The 19,286-nt window shown below is 72.6% G+C and carries 15 protein-coding genes; 11 read left to right on the forward strand and 4 right to left on the reverse strand.

The window, feature by feature from the left end:
• Nucleotides 1-34: 34 nt before the first annotated feature.
• A complete protein-coding gene (locus QFZ75_RS28855; protein WP_307544867.1) occupies nt 35-2,314 on the reverse strand; it encodes an FdhF/YdeP family oxidoreductase in 2,280 nt (759 codons plus the stop codon).
• Nucleotides 2,315-2,496: 182 nt separating this feature from the next.
• Between QFZ75_RS28855 and polA the strand changes: the two genes are divergently transcribed.
• Both polA and QFZ75_RS28865 read left to right on the forward strand, forming a co-directional pair.
• Nucleotides 2,497-5,223, forward strand: a complete 2,727-nt coding sequence (gene polA / locus QFZ75_RS28860) for a DNA polymerase I (protein WP_307541492.1) — start codon at nt 2,497-2,499, stop codon at nt 5,221-5,223.
• 251 nt (nt 5,224-5,474) lie between these two features.
• Nucleotides 5,475-5,798 (forward strand): hypothetical protein, encoded by a 324-nt coding sequence (locus tag QFZ75_RS28865; protein WP_307541494.1) that lies wholly within the window; start codon nt 5,475-5,477, stop codon nt 5,796-5,798.
• A gap of 1 nt (nt 5,799) precedes the next feature.
• Here the strand turns inward: QFZ75_RS28865 and QFZ75_RS28870 are convergent, their stop codons facing one another.
• Nucleotides 5,800-6,654, reverse strand: coding sequence for a DUF4184 family protein (locus QFZ75_RS28870; protein ID WP_307541496.1), 855 nt, complete (start codon nt 6,652-6,654; stop codon nt 5,800-5,802).
• Between the two features lie 350 nt (nt 6,655-7,004).
• Here QFZ75_RS28870 and QFZ75_RS28875 point away from each other — a divergent pair, with 350 nt between their 5' ends.
• The 3 genes from QFZ75_RS28875 (at nt 7,005) to QFZ75_RS28885 (ending at nt 10,071) form a co-directional block, all read left to right on the forward strand.
• Nucleotides 7,005-8,726: a lytic transglycosylase domain-containing protein gene (locus tag QFZ75_RS28875; RefSeq protein ID WP_307541498.1), complete on the forward strand. Its 1,722-nt coding sequence runs from the start codon at nt 7,005-7,007 to the stop codon at nt 8,724-8,726.
• Nucleotides 8,727-8,870: 144 nt separating this feature from the next.
• Complete coding sequence (locus QFZ75_RS28880) at nt 8,871-9,005, forward strand: SPW_0924 family protein (protein ID WP_307541499.1); 135 nt, start codon at nt 8,871-8,873, stop codon at nt 9,003-9,005.
• Nucleotides 9,006-9,078: 73 nt separating this feature from the next.
• Nucleotides 9,079-10,071, forward strand: a complete 993-nt coding sequence (locus QFZ75_RS28885; protein ID WP_307541501.1) for a DUF3068 domain-containing protein — start codon at nt 9,079-9,081, stop codon at nt 10,069-10,071.
• Here QFZ75_RS28885 and hrpB read toward each other — a convergent pair.
• Together hrpB and QFZ75_RS28895 are read right to left on the reverse strand one after the other, a co-directional pair.
• Complete coding sequence (gene hrpB, locus QFZ75_RS28890; protein WP_307541503.1) at nt 10,061-12,643, reverse strand: ATP-dependent helicase HrpB; 2,583 nt, start codon at nt 12,641-12,643, stop codon at nt 10,061-10,063. The two genes, QFZ75_RS28885 and hrpB, sit on opposite strands and share 11 nt — an antisense overlap.
• A gap of 30 nt (nt 12,644-12,673) precedes the next feature.
• Nucleotides 12,674-13,585 carry a class I SAM-dependent methyltransferase gene (locus tag QFZ75_RS28895; RefSeq protein WP_373466065.1) on the reverse strand — a complete coding sequence of 304 codons (912 nt, stop codon included), beginning with the start codon at nt 13,583-13,585 and terminating at the stop codon, nt 12,674-12,676.
• A gap of 412 nt (nt 13,586-13,997) precedes the next feature.
• Here QFZ75_RS28895 and rpsA point away from each other — a divergent pair, with 412 nt between their 5' ends.
• From rpsA to QFZ75_RS28925, 6 genes are all read left to right on the forward strand, one after another.
• The gene (gene rpsA / locus QFZ75_RS28900) at nt 13,998-15,512 is read left to right on the forward strand and encodes a 30S ribosomal protein S1 (RefSeq protein WP_307541505.1); all 1,515 of its coding nucleotides are present in this window, start codon (nt 13,998-14,000) and stop codon (nt 15,510-15,512) included.
• A 190-nt stretch (nt 15,513-15,702) separates the two neighbouring features.
• Nucleotides 15,703-16,641 (forward strand): PAC2 family protein, encoded by a 939-nt coding sequence (locus QFZ75_RS28905; RefSeq protein ID WP_307541507.1) that lies wholly within the window; start codon nt 15,703-15,705, stop codon nt 16,639-16,641.
• Between the two features lie 137 nt (nt 16,642-16,778).
• Nucleotides 16,779-17,387: a dephospho-CoA kinase gene (gene coaE / locus QFZ75_RS28910; protein ID WP_307541509.1), complete on the forward strand. Its 609-nt coding sequence runs from the start codon at nt 16,779-16,781 to the stop codon at nt 17,385-17,387.
• 49 nt (nt 17,388-17,436) lie between these two features.
• Entirely contained in the window at nt 17,437-17,817 is a 381-nt protein-coding gene (locus QFZ75_RS28915) for a tetratricopeptide repeat protein (protein WP_107017579.1), read from the forward strand.
• A 237-nt stretch (nt 17,818-18,054) separates the two neighbouring features.
• Nucleotides 18,055-18,738: a bifunctional 2-polyprenyl-6-hydroxyphenol methylase/3-demethylubiquinol 3-O-methyltransferase UbiG gene (locus tag QFZ75_RS28920; RefSeq protein ID WP_307544872.1), complete on the forward strand. Its 684-nt coding sequence runs from the start codon at nt 18,055-18,057 to the stop codon at nt 18,736-18,738.
• Between the two features lie 92 nt (nt 18,739-18,830).
• On the forward strand, nt 18,831-19,265 hold the full coding sequence (locus QFZ75_RS28925) for a DoxX family protein (protein WP_307541512.1): 435 nt from the start codon (nt 18,831-18,833) through the stop codon (nt 19,263-19,265).
• The last annotated feature ends 21 nt before the right edge of the window (nt 19,266-19,286 follow it).

Raw genomic sequence — 19,286 nt, forward strand, 5'->3', positions numbered from 1 at the left:
TCGTGCGCCCGGCGGGGCGCTTCTAAGCGAACGCTCAGTCGGTCGCCGATTGTTCCAGACGGACCACGACGGACTTGCTGGCGGGTGTGTTGCTGGTGTCGGCGGTGGCGTCCAGCGGCACCAGGACGTTCGTCTCCGGGTAGTACGCGGCGGCGCAGCCCCGGGCCGTCGGGTAGTGCACGATCCGAAAACCCGCCGCACGGCGCTCCACCCCGTCCTTCCACTCGCTGACCAGGTCGGCGTACGAGCCGTCGGCGAGGCCCAGCCCGCGGGCGTCCTCCGGGTTGACCAGCACCACCCGGCGACCGTTCCTGATGCCCCGGTAGCGGTCGTCGAGGCCGTAGATCGTGGTGTTGTACTGGTCGTGCGAGCGCAGGGTCTGCAGCAGCAGGCGGCCCTCGGGCAGCTTCGGGTGCTCGACGGGCGCGGCGGTGAAGTTGGCCTTGCCGGTGGCCGTCGGGAAGCGGCGCTCGTCGCGCGGGGCGTGGGGGAGGGCGAAGCCCGCCGGGTCGGCCACCTTGGCGTTGAAGTCCTCGAAGCCCGGGACGACGCGCGCGATGCGGTCACGGACCGTCGCGTAGTCCTTCTCGAACTCCTCCCAGGGCGTGCGGGACCCCTCGCCGAGGACCCGGCGCGCGAGCCGGCACACGATGGCCGGCTCGGACAGCAGATGCCCGCTCGCGGGCTCCAGACGGCCGCGTGAGGCGTGCACCATGCCCATGGAGTCCTCGACGGTCACGAACTGCTCGCCGCCGCCCTGGAGATCGCGCTCGGTACGTCCCAGGGTGGGCAGGATCAGGGCACGCGCGCCCGTGACGACGTGCGAGCGGTTGAGCTTCGTCGACACGTGCACGGTGAGGCGGGCACGGCGCATGGCCGCCTCGGTGACCTCGGTGTCGGGGGACGCCGACACGAAGTTGCCGCCCATCGCGAAGAAGACCTTGGCCCTGTCGTCGCGCATCGCGCGGATGGCCCGGACGACGTCGTGGCCGTGCCCGCGCGGCGGGGCGAAGCCGAACTCCTTCTCCAGGGCGTCCAGGAAGGCCGGCGCGGGGCGCTCGAAGATGCCCATGGTGCGGTCGCCCTGCACGTTCGAGTGACCGCGCACCGGGCACACGCCCGCGCCGGGACGGCCTATGTTGCCGCGCAGCAGCAGGAAGTTGACGACCTCGCGGATCGTCGGCACCGAGTGCTTGTGCTGGGTGAGGCCCATCGCCCAGCACACGATGGTGCGCTTCGAGGCGAGGACCATGCCGAGCGCCTCGTCGATCAGCTCGCGCGTGAGGCCCGTGGCGGTGAGCGTCTCCTCCCAGTCGGCGGCGCGGGCCGCCTCGGCGAACTCCTCGTAGCCGTGGGTGTGCTCGTCGACGAACGCCGTGTCGACGGCACCCTCGGTCTCGAGGATCAGTTTGTTCAGGAGGCGGAAGAGGGCCTGGTCGCCGCCGATGCGGATCTGCAGGAACAGATCGGTGAGGGCGGCGCCCTTGATCATGCCCTGCGGGGTCTGCGGGTTCTTGAAGCGCTCCATGCCCGCCTCGGGCAGCGGGTTCACCGTGATGATCCGCGCGCCGTTGCTCTTCGCCTTCTCCAGGGCGGAGAGCATGCGCGGGTGGTTGGTGCCCGGATTCTGCCCGGCGACGATGATCAGGTCCGCCCGGTAGAGGTCGTCCAGGAGGACGCTGCCCTTGCCGACGCCGATCGTCTCGTTCAGCGCCGAGCCCGACGACTCGTGGCACATGTTGGAGCAGTCGGGGAGGTTGTTCGTGCCGAACTCGCGGGCGAACAGCTGGTAGAGGAACGCCGCCTCGTTGCTGGTGCGGCCCGAGGTGTAGAACAGCGCCTCGTCCGGGGAGGCGAGGGCGGTGAGCTCCTCGGCGACGATGTCGAAGGCGCGCTCCCAGGACACCGGCTCGTAGCGGTCGGCGCCCTCGGCGAGGTACATGGGGTGGGTGAGGCGGCCCTGCTGGCCCAGCCAGTAGCCGCTGCGGGTCGCGAGGTCGGCGACCGGGTGCGCGGCGAAGAAGTCGGGGGTCACGCGGCGCAGGGTGGCCTCCTCCGCGACCGCCTTCGCGCCGTTCTCGCAGAACTCCGCCGTGTGCCGGTGCTCCGGCTCGGGCCAGGCGCAGCCCGGGCAGTCGAAGCCGTCCTTCTGGTTGACCCGCAGCAGCGTCAGCGCCGTGCGCTTCACACCCATCTGCCGCTGGGCGATGCGCAGGGTGTGGCCGATGGCGGGCAGCCCGGCCGCGGCGTGCTTCGGCTCGGCGACCTGCGGCGCGTCCTGGACCGGATCACTCTGGGGCGGCTTGCCGGCCATCTCGGCCTCCTCTTCGGGCACACGTGTGAGGTACGTCCGCGATCCTCCCACGTGGTACCCGCACCGATCGTGCCCCGGTACGGGGAACGACCGCGGACGCTCCGCCCGGCGGCGGACGGGAGCACCCGACCGCGGACGGCGGGGCGGGACCGACTGTCGGTGGGGCGTGGCAGGATCGGGGTGTGGCAGAGACAGGATCGAAGAAGACCGAGAAGACCTCCGGCCGGGCACGTCCGCGGCTGATGCTCATGGACGGGCACTCACTGGCCTACCGGGCGTTCTTCGCGCTGCCCGTGGAGAACTTCACGACGGCGACGGGCCAGCCGACGAACGCGATCTACGGCTTCGCGTCGATGCTCGCCAACACGCTGCGCGACGAGGCGCCCACGCACTTCGCGGTGGCGTTCGACGTCTCCCGCAAGACGTGGCGCTCCGAGGAGTTCCCGGAGTACAAGGCGAACAGGTCGAAGACCCCGGACGAGTTCAAGGGCCAGGTCGAGCTGATCGGCGAGCTGCTGGACGCGATGCACGCCGAGCGGTTCGCCGTCGACGGCTTCGAGGCGGACGACATCATCGCCACGCTCGCCACGCAGGCCGAGGCCGAGGGCTTCGACGTACTGATCGTCACCGGTGACCGTGACTCCTTCCAGCTGGTCTCCGAGCACACCACCGTGCTCTACCCCACCAAGGGCGTCTCCGAGCTGACCCGGTTCACCCCCGAGAAGGTCTTCGAGAAGTACGGCCTCACGCCCGCCCAGTACCCCGACTTCGCGGCCCTGCGCGGCGACCCGTCCGACAACCTGCCGGGCATCCCCGGCGTCGGCGAGAAGACCGCCGCGAAGTGGATCAACCAGTTCGGTTCGTTCGCGGAACTGGTCGAGCGCGCCGAGGAGGTCAAGGGCAAGGCCGGGCAGAACTTCCGCGACCACCTGGAGTCGGTCCAGCTCAACCGCCGCCTCACCGAGATGGTGCGCGACGTCGAGCTGCCCAAGGAGGTCCCCGCCCTGGAGCGCGCCCCGTACGACCGCACGGCCGTCGCGATGGTCCTGGACACCCTGGAGATCCGCAACCCCTCGCTGCGCGAGCGGCTGCTGGCCGTCGACCCCGGGACGCAGGAGGCCGAGGACGCCGCGCCGGTCGCCGCGGGAGTGGCCGTGGACGGCACGGTCCTCGAGGCGGGTGAGCTGGCTCCCTGGCTCGCCGAGCACGGCACGACGGTCCTCGGTGTGGCCACGGTCGACACCTGGGCGCTGGGCACCGGATCGGTCGCCGAGATCGCGCTCGCCGCGGCCGACGGGGCCGCCGCGTGGTTCGACCCGTCGACGCTCGACGAGGGCGACGAGAACGCGTTCGCGCACTGGATCGCCGACGCCGGCAGCCCCAAGGTGCTGCACAACGCCAAGGCCGTCATGCGGGTCTTCGCCGAGCACGGCTGGCGGGTCGGGGGCATCGCCATGGACACCGCCCTCGCCGCCTACCTCGTCAAGCCGGGGCGCCGCTCCTTCGACCTGGACGCGCTGTCCCTGGAGTACCTCGGCCGGGAGCTGGCGCCCGCCGCGACCGCCGACGGGCAGCTCGCCTTCGGCGCGGACGAGGGCGCCGAGGCCGACGCGCTGATGGTGCAGGCCCGCGCCATCCTCGACCTGGGCGAAGCCTTCGGGGAGCGGCTGCGGGAGGTCGGCGCGGCCGACCTGCTCCAGGACATGGAGCTGCCCACCTCCGAGCTGCTCGCCCGTCTGGAGCGGCACGGCATCGCCGCGGACAGGGCGCACCTGGAGGCCATGGAGCAGATGTTCGCCGGCGCCGTCCAGCAGGCCGTGAAGGAGGCGCACGCGGCCGCCGGGCACGAGTTCAACCTCGGCTCGCCCAAGCAGCTCCAGGAGGTCCTCTTCGGTGAGCTGGGCCTGCCGAAGACGAAGAAGACGAAGACCGGCTACACGACGGACGCCGACGCGCTGGCCTGGCTCGCCGCCCAGACCGACAACGAACTGCCCGTCGTCATGCTGCGCCACCGCGAGCAGGCGAAGCTGCGGGTCACCGTCGAGGGCCTGATCAAGACGATCGCCGCGGACGGCCGCATCCACACCACCTTCCACCAGACGGTGGCCGCGACGGGCCGCCTCTCGTCGCAGGACCCGAACCTGCAGAACATCCCGGTCCGCACCGAGGAGGGCCGCGCGATCCGGCGCGGCTTCGTGGTCGGCGAGGGCTTCGAGTCCCTCATGACCGCCGACTACAGCCAGATCGAGCTGCGGGTGATGGCCCATCTGTCCGAGGACGAAGGACTGCTGGCGGCCTTCACCTCCGGCGAGGACCTGCACACCACCGTCGCCTCCCAGGTGTTCTCGGTGGAGCGCGACGCCGTCGACGCGGAGATGCGCCGCAAGATCAAGGCGATGTCGTACGGGCTGGCCTACGGTCTGTCGGCCTTCGGCCTGTCCCAGCAGCTCAACATCGACGCGGGCGAGGCACGTGGCCTGATGGACACGTACTTCGAGCGCTTCGGAGGAGTACGGGACTATCTGCGCCGGGCGGTCGACGAGGCACGGGCCACCGGTTACACGGCGACGCTCTTCGGGCGCCGCCGCTACCTCCCCGACCTCAACAGCGACAACCGGCAGCGGCGGGAGGCGGCCGAGCGGATGGCGCTGAACGCGCCGATCCAGGGCACGGCGGCCGACATCGTCAAGATCGCGATGCTGCACGTGGACCGGGCGCTGCGCGAGGCCGGTCTCACGTCCCGGATGCTCCTCCAGGTCCACGACGAAATCGTCCTGGAGATCGCTCCGGGGGAGCGGGCGCGGGTGGAGGAGCTGGTCCGCCGGGAGATGGCCGGCGCCGTGCGGCTCCGGGCCCCGCTGGACGTCTCGGTGGGGGCGGGCAGGGACTGGGAGTCGGCGGCCCACTAGCCCCACCGGGCCGCCGGGGGCTGGCCGCAGCCATGGAACCGGCCTCGGCCCCACCTACCCAGGGGCGCGGGGAACTGCGCGCTCAGCCCCCGGCGGCCCGCAGCCATGGAACCGGCCTCGGCCCCACCTACCCGGGGGCGCGGGGAACTGCGCGCTGAGCCACACGCGGCCCGCAGCCGGAGAAGTGGCCCCGTCACCCGCGTGGCCCCCGACCGGGAGCCCCCGGCGGGACCCGCGCGGAGGATGCGGGCATGGGTCCTCACATACGGAACACGCGGCGCACGCGGTACGTACCGTACGTACGACACCGCCGCACCGCACTCACCGCAACTCTCACCTCACTGCTCCCCGCGCGGAGCCCCGTCCGGGCCCCCGCCCCCGTCCCCGCCACCTCGCCGGCCGCCGCCAGTCCCAGATTCCCGGCCCGCGGCGCGACCGGACGCATCCTGGCCGGCACCCTTGAGCGGACCGGACGGACAGCGGCCACCAGTCACCGCTTCCTCCCCGACGACCCCACCGACTCCGTCACCTGCCACGCCCCGCACACCCCGGGCCCCGGCCCCACCGTCCGCTAGCTCACCGCGCAACGGTGCGGCTCGGCTCCGCACGGGGCCCCGCCGGGCCGGGACCGACCGGAGCCGGACGCCCCACCCTGACCGCCACGGCGTACACGGCGAACCCGACGGCCAGCCCCGCCCCCGCCCCGAAGCACACGGTGGGAATCAGCTCCCAGGGCTCGGCCCGCGACCCCCAGTGGTCCCACCAGCGGGTGGCCCGCTGCACGGCCGCCGCCACCGCGCAGACCCCGATCAGCGCACCCGCCGACCAGCGGTCGCGCGCCGGGAGGACCGGCACCCCCAGGGGCTCCGCGTCCCGCTGCCGCCGCAGGGCCACCACCAGGAACGTGGCGATCACGACGGCCGACAGCGCCGAACCGCCGTACTGCAGGTACCAGTACAGAGGCGACCCCGCGACGTCCTGCCCCAGGACGGGGAAGATCCGCATCCCCCACCGGTCGGGGTGCGTGAACGCGTCCCACCCGACATGGGTCAGCCCACCCAGCACCGCGGACACGTACCACCACAGGGCGAGCGCCGGGCGGACGCGGGCGCGCGGCGCACCGCAGCGCAGGAGGGCACCGATCCGTCCCTGCCGGCTCCGCGGCAGCAGCGCCACCAGCGGTTCGCGCAGCACCAGCCAGGCGCCCACGAGCGCCCAGGCGACCAGGACGTCGAACGTGAACACCCCGGGGAGGGAGTGCGTGAACCCTCCGAACTCCATGGCCCGCGGCAGTACACTCGCCGCGTAATAGGTCATGTCGGGCGCGAACGAACCGGCGACCAGCACGGCCGGGACCAGGCGGCCGCGTCCGGACCCGTCCGCGCGCACCGCGGGCAGGACGGCCGCGGCATGGCTGAGGGTGAACGGCAACGGGGCCCCCTGCGAACGGCGTTGAACGGTGTTGAGCGGCGTTGACCGGACCCGGCGACTCCGGCTGTTCGCCGGGCGGTCCTGTCATCCTTTGATCCTGACGTCCGGCGCGGAGAAACGGTTCCCGGCTCCCCGGCATGCCGGGGAGCGGCCCGGGCAGGACAAACGGGATATGGCCAACCGGTGAAGACCGGGTACGAACAGGTGTTGGGGCGGAGGAAGTTGTCGTAGGGTCGCCTGGGTCGTCGTACTGGGGAGTGCGGCCGCACGGCACCGGACGGCGGCACGGCACCGGACAGCAGGAGAAGGCGCGGGGCAACGGGCGATCGCCCACGGGAGGGGTTCACGCAATGGCGGCGCAATTCGGCAGGCGGGTCGTCAAGGGAGCGGCGACGACCGCTGTGGCCGCGCTCGCGGTCGCGGCACTGTCCGCATCCCAGGCACCGGGCGTCACGGACACCACCCAGGGCAGAGAGAGCGCCAACTCGCAGCCCTCGCCCGACGCGAAGACCGGCGACAGCGCGACCGGCAACTCGCCCTACTACACCGACCTGCCGCCGCTCAACACCCCGACGCCGTTGCCGAGCGCGAGCAGTGGCGGCCCCGGCGCCGCGGGCGATGCCGAGGCGGGCATACCCGCGACCGTCCTGGACGCCTACAAGAAGGCCGAGGCGTCGCTGGCCGGGTCCAAGCCCGGGTGCAAGCTCCCCTGGCAGCTCCTCGCGGCCATCGGCAAGGTCGAGTCCGGGCACGCCCGCGGCGGCCGCGTCGACGCGAACGGCACCACGACCAGTCCGATCCTCGGCCCGGTTCTCAACGGCATCGGCTTCGCGCGGATCACCGACACCGACGGCGGCGCGTACGACGGCGACACCACGCACGACCGCGCCGTCGGCCCGATGCAGTTCATCCCCTCCACCTGGGAGTGGTCGGGCCGCGACGGCAACGGTGACGGCAGGAAGGACCCGAACAACGTCTACGACGCGGCCCTCGCGGCCGGGCACTACCTGTGCCGGTTCGGCTGGGACCTGTCCGACAGCGGCGACCTCCGGCGCGCCATCCTCAGCTACAACAACTCGACGGACTACCTGAACACGGTCCTGTCGTGGGTGGAGTACTACCGCAAGGGCACCCACGAGGTCCCGGACGGCACGGGCACGCTGCCCTCCGGCCGCAGCGACGGCAGCACCGGCACCGGCAACGGCGGGACGGTCACCACCCCGCGGACCCCGCAGACCCCGCCGGCCTCGACACCGCCCAGCAGCCACACCCCGGGCGGCGGCGGCTCCACGAGCCCCGAACCGAAGCCGCCCGCCACGACTCCGCCCGCCACCACCCCGCCCCCCACCACGCCTCCGGCGTCCCCGGCTCCCACCCCCACCGAGACGGTGGACCACCTGGAGGACGCGGGCACCGGCAAGCTCACCGCGACCGCGGGCGACACCTTCGCCGAGAAGATCAGCGCCCGTGCCGAGACGAAGGCCGGCAAGGCCGTCGGGAAGGTCCGCGTCCGGTTCACCGTCACCGGTGGTACCGGCACGACCTTCGCCGGCGGCGAGAGTGTCGCGACCGTCGTCACGAACAGCTCCGGGGTGGCGACCGCGCCCGCGCTCCAGGCGGGCGAGAAGACCGGCGGGTTCACGGTCCGCGCGGCCGTCGTCGGCCGCACCGTCCCCGGTCTCGACTACGCGGCGACCGTCACCGCCCGCCAGGCCGACGGACTCACCCGCACCACGGACACCGCGCTGACCTGCGTCCCGGGCGGCGCGTTCGCGGACCAGGTCGAGGTGAAGGCCACCTACAAGGGCGCCGCCGCGGCCGGTGTCGCCGCGACGGCCACGCTCGTCAAGGCGGCGGACGACGCGACCGAGAACGACAAGGGCCCGTACTTCGAGGACGCGGACGGCAAGGCGGTACGCACCCTCGCGGGCCTCGAGACCGGTGAGGGCGGCCTGCTCCGGCTTCCCAAGCTGTACGCGGACGGCGCGGCCGGCACGTACCTGCTGCGCATCACGACGACCGGCGGCGCGACCCTGACCGTCGAGCTGAAGGTGGCCGCGGCCGCCTCGTAACCCGGCGGACGCACCGGCGGCGCCCCCTCGCTCCTTCGGCGAGGGGGCGCCGCCGTTGTGTGCGCGACGTGTTCTCATCCCGCCCGCCCGTTGCTACGGTGCCGTAACTGACGAGGTGTCAGCTCCGTCCGTCGGGAGGCCCGTATGCGTGCCCTGATCGCCGCCGCGACCGGTCTCGCCCTGGCCGTCGCGCTGGTCCTCACGCTCACCGCCCTGGGCTCTCCCGAGGGCGAGACGTCACCCGAACCGCTGCTCACCACCGTCCCCAGCCATCCGTGACGCACCCGCGCGACCGCACCCGCATGACGCACACCCGTGACGCACGCCCCAACGCACAGGGAGGGCCGTCGAGATGCGCCGCAAGGCCAGCCTGATCCTGCTCGCCCTCGCCGTGTTCTTCGCGGCCCTGTCCCCGCTGCTGCGCTGGTACGCCTATCCCCGCCTGGCCAAGGTCCCCGCCGGCCAGTACCAGGACATGGTCCTGGAGGCGGACGACGCGACCCTCCTCGACTACGGCACGATGACCGCCGAGAAGGTCGGCAGGATCACCGTCGTGCAGACCCTCAGGGGCGACGTCGAGGCGTCCCGCAGGATCGAGCGCAGCGCGAACCGCGACGTGGTCGTCTGGGACGGCCTCTCCTACGTCCAGGGCCCCGACGGCGAGACGGTCTCGAGTTTCCCCGAGCGGTACATCTTCGACGCGCACACCCAGGAACCCGTCCACGCCACCGGCGAGACGGTCGACGGCGACCCCGTCAGGCGCGGGGGCATCGAGTTCAAGTGGCCCTTCCGTACGGAGAAGAGGGACTACGAGTACTTCGACGCGCAGGCCCGCCTCACCGCACCCATCCACTACGAGGGCACCCGGGACTTCCGGGGCGTGGAGGTCTACTACTTCGAGCAGACCGTCCCCTGGACGAAGGTGCCCCTCCCGAAGACCCTGCCCGTCGAGGGCGTCACCGCGGAGTCGGTCGCGAAGACGGGCACGACCCGCTGGTACACCACCGTCCGCAAATTCTGGGTCGAACCCGTCACCGGCGCACCCGTCTACGGGGAGGAGATCCACCGGGAGGAGCTGCGCGGCGGCACCCTCCTGGGCGACCGCGACAAGGTGACCGCCTTCTCCGGGCACGTGAAGATGCGCGAGGACTACATCCGGCACACGGTCGACCTGGTCAGGTCCCAGCGCCTCCTGCTGCTGATGATGACCTCGTACCTGCCCTGGGGCTTCCTCGTCCTCGGCGTCGGACTCCTGGCGCTGTCCCTGTACCTGGAAGCCCGCGGCCGCCGGCCCGGCGACCCGGCACCCGCCGAGCCCCGTGCGCCCGAGCCGCTCAGCGCCTGAGGCGCGCGTTCGTGTGCCGGGTCGGCCGCGCGGCCGCCGGGTCCTCCGGCCAGGGATGCTTCGGGTACCGCCCGCGCAGTTCCGCCCGTACGCCCCGGTAGCCGTCCCCCCAGAACGACGCGAGGTCCGAGGTGACGGCGGCCGGACGCCCCGCCGGTGACAGCAGGTGCACCTGCACGGGCACCCCGGCGACCACCGGTGACTCCTGTGCCCCGAACATCTCCTGGAGCTTCACCGCGAGCACCGGCCGCTCGGGATCCGCGTAGTCGATCCTGATCCGGGACCCGCTCGGCACCTCGATCCGCTCCGGCGCCAGCTCGTCGAACCGGGCCGCGTCCCCGGACGCCCACGGCAGCAGCCGGTTCAGCGCCTGGCCGGCCTCGATGCGCGCCAGGTCGGCCCGCCGTCGCGCGCGGCCCAGCTCCGGTTCGAGCCACTCGTCCACGCGCGCGTGCAGCGCGTCGTCCGACACGTCGGGCCAGGGGGACCCGACCCGGTGGTGCAGAAAGGCCAGCCGCTGCCGCAGCACCCCGGCCTCCCGCGACCAGCGCAGCAGGCCGAACCCCTCCTGCGCCAGCCCGTCGAGGAGCGCGGCCCGTACGAGGCCGGGGCCGGGTGTGCGCAGCGGCCGTACCGTCAACTCCACGGCGCCCAGCCGCCGGACCCGCCGTGCCACGACGTCCCCGCCGTCCCAGCGGACCTCGTCGGCCTCGCCGTACAGGGCCCCCGCGGCCTCGCGCGCGATCCCCTCGTCGACGACGGCCCCGAGCCGCACGCGCGCGTGCCCCGCCCCGAGCGGCCGGTCGGCGACCGCGACGGCGACCCACTCGGCATCCCGCAGCCCACTGCCCTCACCGGCCTCGGCCCGGGTCCCGGACACCATGAGGAAGGACCCCCCCTGCTTCCGGGCGACCCGCTCCGGAAAAGCGAGAGCGGCGACGAGCCCCACAACCCGGTCGTCACCGAGCGCCGCCACCGCGTCAGGGACGCGGGGAACCGCGGGCCCGGCCACGACGGACCCGCGCCCGTCCACCGACCCCTCCGACGCGCCGGGCGCAGCCCGTCCCGCGGTCCGCCCCGCGGCCCGCAGCCGCCGCACCTCCGTCCGCCACCGCCCGGCGTAGGCGTCACCCCCGCGCCGGGCCCCCCGCAACGCCGACGCGAGGTCGTCCCCGTACTCCCGCGGCGGCTCCTCGCTCAGCAGGGCGACCACCTCCGCTGCCCGGTCGGCCCCCACGGCCGCCCCCGCGTCCAGCAGCGCACGCCCGAGCCGCGGATGCAGCCCGAGCCGCGACATCCGCACTCCCCGGTCGGTGGCCCGCCCGCCGGGGGCGACCGCGCCGACGGCCTCCAGGACTTCCCGGGCGGCGGCCATGGCGCCTGACGGCGGGGGGTCCAGCAGCGCCAGCCCCGAGGCGTCGGGATCACCCCAGCAGGCCGCCTGCAGGGCGAACGCCGTCAGGTCGGCCACCTTGATCTCCGGAGCCGGGAAACGCGCCAGCCGGACGTCCTCCGCCTCCGTCCAGCACCGGTACACCGCACCCGGGGCCTCGCGCCCCGCCCGCCCGGCCCGCTGCCGTCCGGCCGCCTGCGAGGCCCGTACGGTCGCGAGGGCGCTCAGACCCCGCGCGTGGTCCACCCGCGGTTCGCGCGCCAGCCCGCAGTCCACGACCACCCGCACTCCCGGGACCGTCAGCGAGGACTCGGCCACCGACGTCGCCAGGACCACCCGCCGCCGCGTACCGCCGGACAGCACCGCGTCCTGCACGGCCGCCGGCGCCCGGCCGTGCACCTGGAGCACCTCGACGTCGCCGGTCCCGCCGAGCTGTCCGGCGACCCGCGCGATCTCCCCGACCCCGGGCAGGAAGCACAGCACGTCCCCGTCGCGCTCGGACAGCGCCCGCCGCACCACCGACGCCACATGGGTCAGCAGCACCGGATCCACCCGCATCCCGTGGGGCGGCCGCACCGGGCGCAGGGGAGGCGCCCACACCACGTCGACCGGGTGGGAGACGCCCGCCGCCTCGACCACCGGCACGTCGCCGAGCAGCCGTGCCCACCCCTGGGCGTCGGTCGTCGCCGACGCGGCCACCAGTCGCAGTTCGGGACGCAGGGCGGCGCGCACGTCCAGCAGGAACGCCGCCGCCGTGTCCGCGTCCAGGTGCCGCTCGTGGCACTCGTCGAGCACGACCGCGTCGACACCGGCCAGCTCCTGGTCGCGCTGCAGCCGCTGCAGCAGCACCCCGGTCGTGACGACCTCCACGCGCGTGCGTGGCCCGACGACCCGCTCGCCGCGCACGGTGTACCCGACGCTCTCCCCGGCCTTCTCGCCGAGCAGCCACGCCATCCGCCGCGCGGCCGCCCGCGCCGCGATCCGCCGCGGCTCGGCCACCACGACCCGGCGCGGGGGCCCCTCGCCGACCAGCCCGGCGAGCACCAGCGGCACCAGGGTCGTCTTGCCCGTGCCGGGCGGCGCGACGAGCACGGCGGCGCCGTGCTCCTCCAGGGCGTCGCCCAGCCGGGGCAGCGCACCGCGTACGGGCAGCAGGTCCAGGGCGTCGTGACGGATCACGTGATCACATGCTCGGTACGGCTCACCCGCTCAGTCTCTCCCCCGGCCTCCGGCCGAAGGTGCCCCCGTCCCGCTCCGCTCGCACACGAAGATCGCCGTGCCCGGGATCAGGTTTCCGCGCAGGGGCGACCAGCCGCCCCACTCCTGGGTGTTCCAGGCGGGCCACTCCGGCTCGACCAGGTCGACCAGGCGGAAGCCGCCGGCCACGACGTCCCGGACGCGGTCGCCCACCGTCCTGTGGTGCTCGACGTACACCGCGTCGCCCGCCTCGTCCTGCTCGACGTACGGCGTGCGGTCGAAGTAGGAGGCGGCCACGCTCAGCCCCTCGGGCCCCGGCTCGTCGGGGAAGGCCCAGCGCACCGGGTGCGTGACGGAGAAGACGAACCGGCCGCCCGGCCGCAGCACCCGGTGCACCTCCTCGATGACCCGCACCGGTTCGGCGACGAACGGCAGCGCCCCGTACGCGGAGCACGCCAGGTCGAAGGAGCCGTCCGCGAAGGGCAGCGCCGTGGCGTCCGCCTCCACGAGCCGCACGCTGTCGGCGCCGATCCGCAGGGCGTGCTGGAGCTGCCGGTGCGAGAGGTCCAGGGCGACCGGACGGGCCCCCTGGGCGGCCAGCCAGCGCGAGCACTGGGCGGCCCCCGCGCCGATCTCCAGGACGTCCTTGCCCTTCAGCTCCTCCAGCGGGCCCAGCAGCTCGGCCTCGATCTCGTCGAGGCCCTCCGGGCACCACACGAAGCGGTCGTCGCCGAGGAAGGTGCCGTGCTCGACCTGGTAGTCGTCCGCGTTCCGGTCCCACCAGCCACGATTGGCCCGGGAGCTCTCGGAGCCCCCCGCCTCCCGCCGGGTCGCCTCGGGCTCGTACTCCTCGGACTGCTCCGGCGCGGACCGCTGCGGCCTGGCCTGTTCGGACTCTTGGATGATCGGCTCCCTCGTATTAATCTGCGGACCCTTCCGTGCGCACCGTCCCGGCGGCGGTCACGAAAGGGGCGCCGCCGGGTCCGCACGAGCTCGTGGACCCGTGGCGTTGCCCGATGTGCGGCTGCCGCCGAGAGGGTCCTGTGCCGGGTATGCGGGGATCCGCCCCGGGTGTGCGCCTTCGCGCATTGACCCTGCTCGGCTGCCCCCGTATGCTACAAGTTGCGCTGCGGGCCTGCGCTCCTCAGACGTAGCAGGCTGCGCTCGCATCTGTATGTATGACCCCTCGGTTGTCGAGGCGCCACCGGCGGTGTTCGTGACAGGACACCATCCGGATCTGGCGCTTCCTTGGCTGTCCGGCCTTCTACAGAGCGAAACGGGCTCCCGGCGTAAGCAGTACCTACGACTCACTGTCCGTACCGGAGCCCTTTCCCACATGACGAGCAGCACCGAGACCACCTCTACCACGCCGCAGGTAGCGGTCAACGACATCGGTAACGAGGAAGCCTTCCTCGCCGCGATCGACGAGACGATCAAGTACTTCAACGACGGCGACATCGTCGACGGCGTCATCGTGAAGGTCGACCGGGACGAGGTCCTGCTCGACATCGGTTACAAGACCGAAGGTGTCATCCCGAGCCGCGAGCTCTCGATCAAGCACGACGTCGACCCCAACGAGGTCGTCAAGGTCGGCGACGAGATCGAAGCCCTTGTTCTCCAGAAGGAGGACAAGGAAGGCCGCCTGATCCTCTCGAAGAAGCGCGCCCAGTACGAGCGCGCCTGGGGCACCATCGAGAAGATCAAGGAAGAGGACGGCATCGTCACCGGCACCGTCATCGAGGTCGTCAAGGGTGGACTCATCCTCGACATCGGCCTCCGTGGCTTCCTGCCGGCCTCCCTCGTCGAGATGCGCCGTGTCCGCGACCTCCAGCCCTACGTGGGCAAGGAGCTCGAGGCCAAGATCATCGAGCTGGACAAGAACCGCAACAACGTGGTCCTGTCCCGCCGTGCCTGGCTGGAGCAGACCCAGTCCGAGGTCCGCCAGACGTTCCTCACCACCCTCCAGAAGGGTCAGGTCCGTTCCGGCGTCGTCTCCTCGATCGTCAACTTCGGTGCCTTCGTGGACCTGGGTGGCGTCGACGGTCTGGTGCACGTCTCGGAGCTCTCCTGGAAGCACATCGACCACCCGTCCGAGGTTGTCGAGGTCGGCCAGGAAGTCACCGTCGAGGTCCTCGACGTCGACATGGACCGCGAGCGTGTCTCCCTGTCGCTGAAGGCGACGCAGGAAGACCCGTGGCAGCAGTTCGCCCGCACGCACCAGATCGGCCAGGTCGTGCCCGGCAAGGTCACGAAGCTGGTTCCGTTCGGCGCGTTCGTCCGCGTGGACGAGGGCATCGAGGGTCTGGTCCACATCTCCGAGCTGGCCGAGCGCCACGTGGAGATCCCGGAGCAGGTCGTCCAGGTCAACGACGAGATCTTCGTCAAGGTCATCGACATCGACCTCGAGCGCCGTCGCATCAGCCTCTCGCTGAAGCAGGCCAACGAGTCCTTCGGTTCGGACCCGGCCTCGGTCGAGTTCGACCCGACGCTGTACGGCATGGCCGCGTCGTACGACGACCAGGGCAACTACATCTACCCCGAGGGCTTCGACCCCGAGACCAACGACTGGCTCGAGGGCTACGAGTCCCAGCGCGAGGTGTGGGAGAACCAGTACGCCGAGGCGCAGACGCGCTTCGAGCAGCACCAGGCTCAGGTCATCAAGTCCCGCGAGGCGGACGCCCAGGCCGAGGCCGAGGGTGTCACCACCCCGGGTGCGGCTCCGGCCGCCTCCAGCGGTGGCGGCGGTGGCGGCGGTTCGTACTCCTCGGAGTCGGACGACAACTCCGGCGCCCTGGCGTCGGACGAGGCCCTGGCGGCTCTGCGCGAGAAGCTCGCCGGCGGCCAGAGCTGACGGCTCACCGCCAGCGGTAGCAGCTGGTAACCGCGGGCCCGCACCCTTCCTGGGTGCGGGCCCGCGGTGCGTTCCGCCGTACGGGTCCGCCATGCGTTTCGCGGTGACTCGGCGGTGATCCGGTGGTGAGCGGGAATGCCCGTGTCCTGACCTGTGTTGTCGATGACGAACACGAGGAGGAGCGGTCACAGTGCTTGATCCACAGGGTTTGTACGCATGGGAGCCGAAGGGCCTGGCCGTCGTGGACGTGGCGCTGGCCCAGGAGTCGGCCGGTCTTGTCATGCTCTACCACTTCGACGGGTACATCGACGCGGGCGAGACCGGCGACCAGATCGTCGACCGTCTGCTCGACTCGCTGCCCCACCAGGTCGTGGCCCGCTTCGACCACGACCGGCTCGTGGACTACCGTGCCCGCCGCCCGCTGCTGACGTTCAAGCGGGACCGCTGGGAGGACTACGAGGAGCCCACGCTGGACGTGCGGCTCGTCCAGGACGCCACCGGCGCGCCCTTCCTGCTGCTCTCCGGGCCCGAACCGGACGTGGAGTGGGAGCGCTTCGCCGCGGCCGTCCAGCAGATCGTGGAGCGCCTCGGCGTACGGCTGTCCGTGAACTTCCACGGCATCCCCATGGGCGTCCCGCACACCAGGCCCGTGGGCCTGACCCCGCACGGCAACCGGACGGACCTCGTCCCCGGCCACCGCAGCCCCTTCGACGAGGCGCAGGTCCCGGGCAGCGCCGAGTCGTTGGTCGAGTACCGCCTCATGCAGGCCGGACACGACGTCCTGGGTGTCGCCGCGCACGTACCGCACTACATCGCCCGGTCCCCGTACCCGGACGCGGCGCTGACGGTCATGGAGTCGATCACGGCCGCGACCGGTCTCGTGCTGCCGGGCATCGCGCACGGGCTGCGCACCGAGGCGCACCGCACGCAGACCGAGATCGACCGGCAGATCCAGGAGGGCGACGAGGAACTCGTCGCGCTCGTACAGGGACTCGAGCATCAGTACGATGCCGCCGCGGGTGCCGAGACGCGGGGGAACATGCTCGCCGAACCGGTCGACATCCCGTCCGCGGACGAGATCGGGATGGAGTTCGAGAAGTTCCTCGCCGAGCGTGAGGGTGATGCCTAGCCCGCTCTCTTGGGCGAGCCGAGCGGTGCCGCTTCGCGGGAGGGGCTGTTCACCGGCCGCGGGTGCGTGGAGGTGAGCGCGCAGTTCCCCGCGCCCCCGACGGGGCGCTCCCGGCCGCGGGGCCTATGCTGCTGGGCATGGTGAAGGTGGGGCTGACCGGTGGGATCGGGGCCGGCAAGAGCGAGGTGTCGGGGCTGCTCGTGGGGCACGGTGCCGTACTGATCGACGCCGACAGGATCGCGCGGGAGGTCGTCGCACCGGGCACACCCGGACTGGCGGCGGTCGTCGACGCCTTCGGCGAGGACGTGCTCACCGCGGACGGCACGCTGGACCGGCCGAAGCTCGGCGGCATCGTCTTCTCGGACGCCGACAGGCTGGCCGTGCTGAACTCGATCGTGCACCCCCTGGTGGGTGCCCGCTCCCGCGCGCTCGAAGAGGCCGCCCCGGCGGACTCCGTCGTGGTGCACGACGTGCCCCTGCTCGCGGAGAACGGCCTCGCGAAACTGTACGACCTCGTGATCGTGGTCGACGTGAGCCCGCGGACCCAGCTCGACCGGCTCGTCCGGCTGCGCGGCATGACCGAGGAGGACGCGCGGGCCAGGATGGCCGCGCAGGCCACCCGCGAAAGGCGCCTGGAGATCGCGGACATCGTGATCGACAACGACGTCCCCCTGGAGGCGCTGCGGCAGCGGGTACGGGACGTGTGGGCGGAGCTGACCCGGCGGGCGCGGGCGGCCTCGGAATAGCGGGTGGCTCCGAGGCGTTGATCCCCTCCAGCGAGGGAAGGATTTTGCCGTGCCCGAGACCAGCGGATTCGCCGGACGTACTCCGGAGACGCATGTCATCGACTTCCGTGCCGCCGAGCAGCTGCTCGCCGCGCGGGACCCCAGGGGCGCGGTGAAGCTGCTCGACAACGTCATCGCCGCCTACCCGGAGAACACGGCGGCCCGGCTGCTGCGGGCGCGTGCCTTCTTCGCGGCGGCGCAACTGCGACCCGCCGAGCTCGAGTTCACCATCGTGCTGGAGCGCGAACCGGACAACGCCTTCGCGCACTTCGCGCTGGCCCGCACCTACGAGCGCTCCGGGCAGCCCGCCCAGGCCAAGCGACACTTCCGGCTGGCCGCGGCGCTGGACCCGCAGCCCGAGTACCTGGCCGCGGCGCGCTTCGACTCCTGAGCATCTTCTGAGCATCGGTCCACCGGGCGCCGGCCGGCGGACGCCGGGCTCGCCGGATGGCTGAGGGACCTGGCGGCCGGAGGCGGACCCCGCGCGCAGGCGACGCTTCCCGGCGCGGTCGCGCTGCCCGACGTCCTGCTCGATCCGGCGGTGCCGCACGAGTGCGTCGACGAACGGGTCGGCGGGTCGGGGAACGGTGCGGCGGTCGCGGGCCGTTGGGCCGGTATGACGATCGAGATGCGTGAGGGGTACGAAGGCACGGGACCCGGCGCCATCACGCCGGACGGCTGCGCGGTGGAGCTGTACGCGCGGCTGCCCGTCCGCGACGAGCCGGACATCATCGCTTCCGCCGTGCCGGCCGGGGCGCACATCCTCGAACTGGGCTGCGGTGTGGGGCGGGTGACCCACCCGCTCCTGGAACGGGGCTTCACGGTGACGGCCGTGGACGAGTCCGCCGAGATGCTCGAACGGGTACGCGGGGCGCGCACGGTACGCGGCGCCATCGAGACGCTCGACCTGGGGGAGAGGTTCGACGTGGTGATGCTCGGGTCGTTCCTCGTGCACGCGGGCGACACCGGGGTCCGGCGCGGCATGCTGGACGTGTGCCGCAACCATGTCGCGGACGGCGGCTGTGTGCTGATCCAGCGGGAGGGCGAGGACTACCACACCGACCTGCCGCGTGAACGGGTCGACCCGAGCGGGTTCACGGTACGCATGGTGTCCGCCGAGCCGGTCGGGGACGGGGTCAACTCCGTCCGGGCGGAGTACGAGTTCCCGGACGCCGCGTGGACGCAGACCTTCCTCGCCCGGCCGCTCACCGAGGAGCGGTTCGAGGAGGCGCTGGCGGAGGCGGGGCTGGCGGTCGACACGTACCTGACGGAGGACCGGACCTGGGTGCGGGCGGTGCCGGTGGAGGCGTGAGAGCACCTCGTCGGGCGATGAGTTCTGTCGCGCGGCCCGGTCTACCTCTGTGACAGCAACGCAAGCCGCTTCGCTTCACGGAGGAGACCCCCATGTCCGAGACCACCGCTCCCCTCGTCGCCGAGTCCACGACCGCTCGTGGCCGTCGCGCACGCCTCGCCCTGAAGGGGCTGCAGGTGCTGCTCGCGCTCTTCTTCGTGGGCGCGAGCGCGGTGCCCAAGCTCGTCGCGCACCCCTCGGCCGTCGAGTCGTTCGACACGATCGGCTGGGGCAGCGCGGGGATGTACACCATCGGACTCCTCGAACTGCTCGGCGGCGTAGCGCTGGTGATCCCCCTCCTGGCCTCCGTGGCGGCCGTGTCGCTGAGCGCGCTGATGGTGGGCGCCTTCATCACACAGGTCGCCGTGTTCGACGGGGAGTACGCGGCGACTCCGCTCATCCTGATCGTGCCGCTCGCACTGATCGCCTGGGCGCGGCGGGGACAGGCCGCGGAGCTGGTGAGGGTCGTCCGCCGCCGACAGTCCTGACCCTGATGCCGGGCCCGGAGC

This window comes from Streptomyces sp. V3I8, from assembly GCF_030817535.1.
Classification (GTDB): domain Bacteria; phylum Actinomycetota; class Actinomycetes; order Streptomycetales; family Streptomycetaceae; genus Streptomyces.

What these genes read in the sequence shown, in the direction of transcription:
- QFZ75_RS28925 (WP_307541512.1), top strand. Translation starts at nt 18,831, where the DNA reads ATGTCCGAGACCACCGCTCCCCTCGTCGCCGAGTCCACGACCGCTCGT.
- rpsA (WP_307541505.1), top strand. Translation starts at nt 13,998, where the DNA reads ATGACGAGCAGCACCGAGACCACCTCTACCACGCCGCAGGTAGCGGTC.
- QFZ75_RS28855 (WP_307544867.1), bottom strand. Translation starts at nt 2,314, where the DNA reads ATGGCCGGCAAGCCGCCCCAGAGTGATCCGGTCCAGGACGCGCCGCAG.
- QFZ75_RS28920 (WP_307544872.1), top strand. Translation starts at nt 18,055, where the DNA reads ATGCGTGAGGGGTACGAAGGCACGGGACCCGGCGCCATCACGCCGGAC.
- QFZ75_RS28865 (WP_307541494.1), top strand. Translation starts at nt 5,475, where the DNA reads ATGGGTCCTCACATACGGAACACGCGGCGCACGCGGTACGTACCGTAC.
- coaE (WP_307541509.1), top strand. Translation starts at nt 16,779, where the DNA reads ATGGTGAAGGTGGGGCTGACCGGTGGGATCGGGGCCGGCAAGAGCGAG.
- QFZ75_RS28880 (WP_307541499.1), top strand. Translation starts at nt 8,871, where the DNA reads ATGCGTGCCCTGATCGCCGCCGCGACCGGTCTCGCCCTGGCCGTCGCG.
- QFZ75_RS28885 (WP_307541501.1), top strand. Translation starts at nt 9,079, where the DNA reads ATGCGCCGCAAGGCCAGCCTGATCCTGCTCGCCCTCGCCGTGTTCTTC.
- QFZ75_RS28875 (WP_307541498.1), top strand. Translation starts at nt 7,005, where the DNA reads ATGGCGGCGCAATTCGGCAGGCGGGTCGTCAAGGGAGCGGCGACGACC.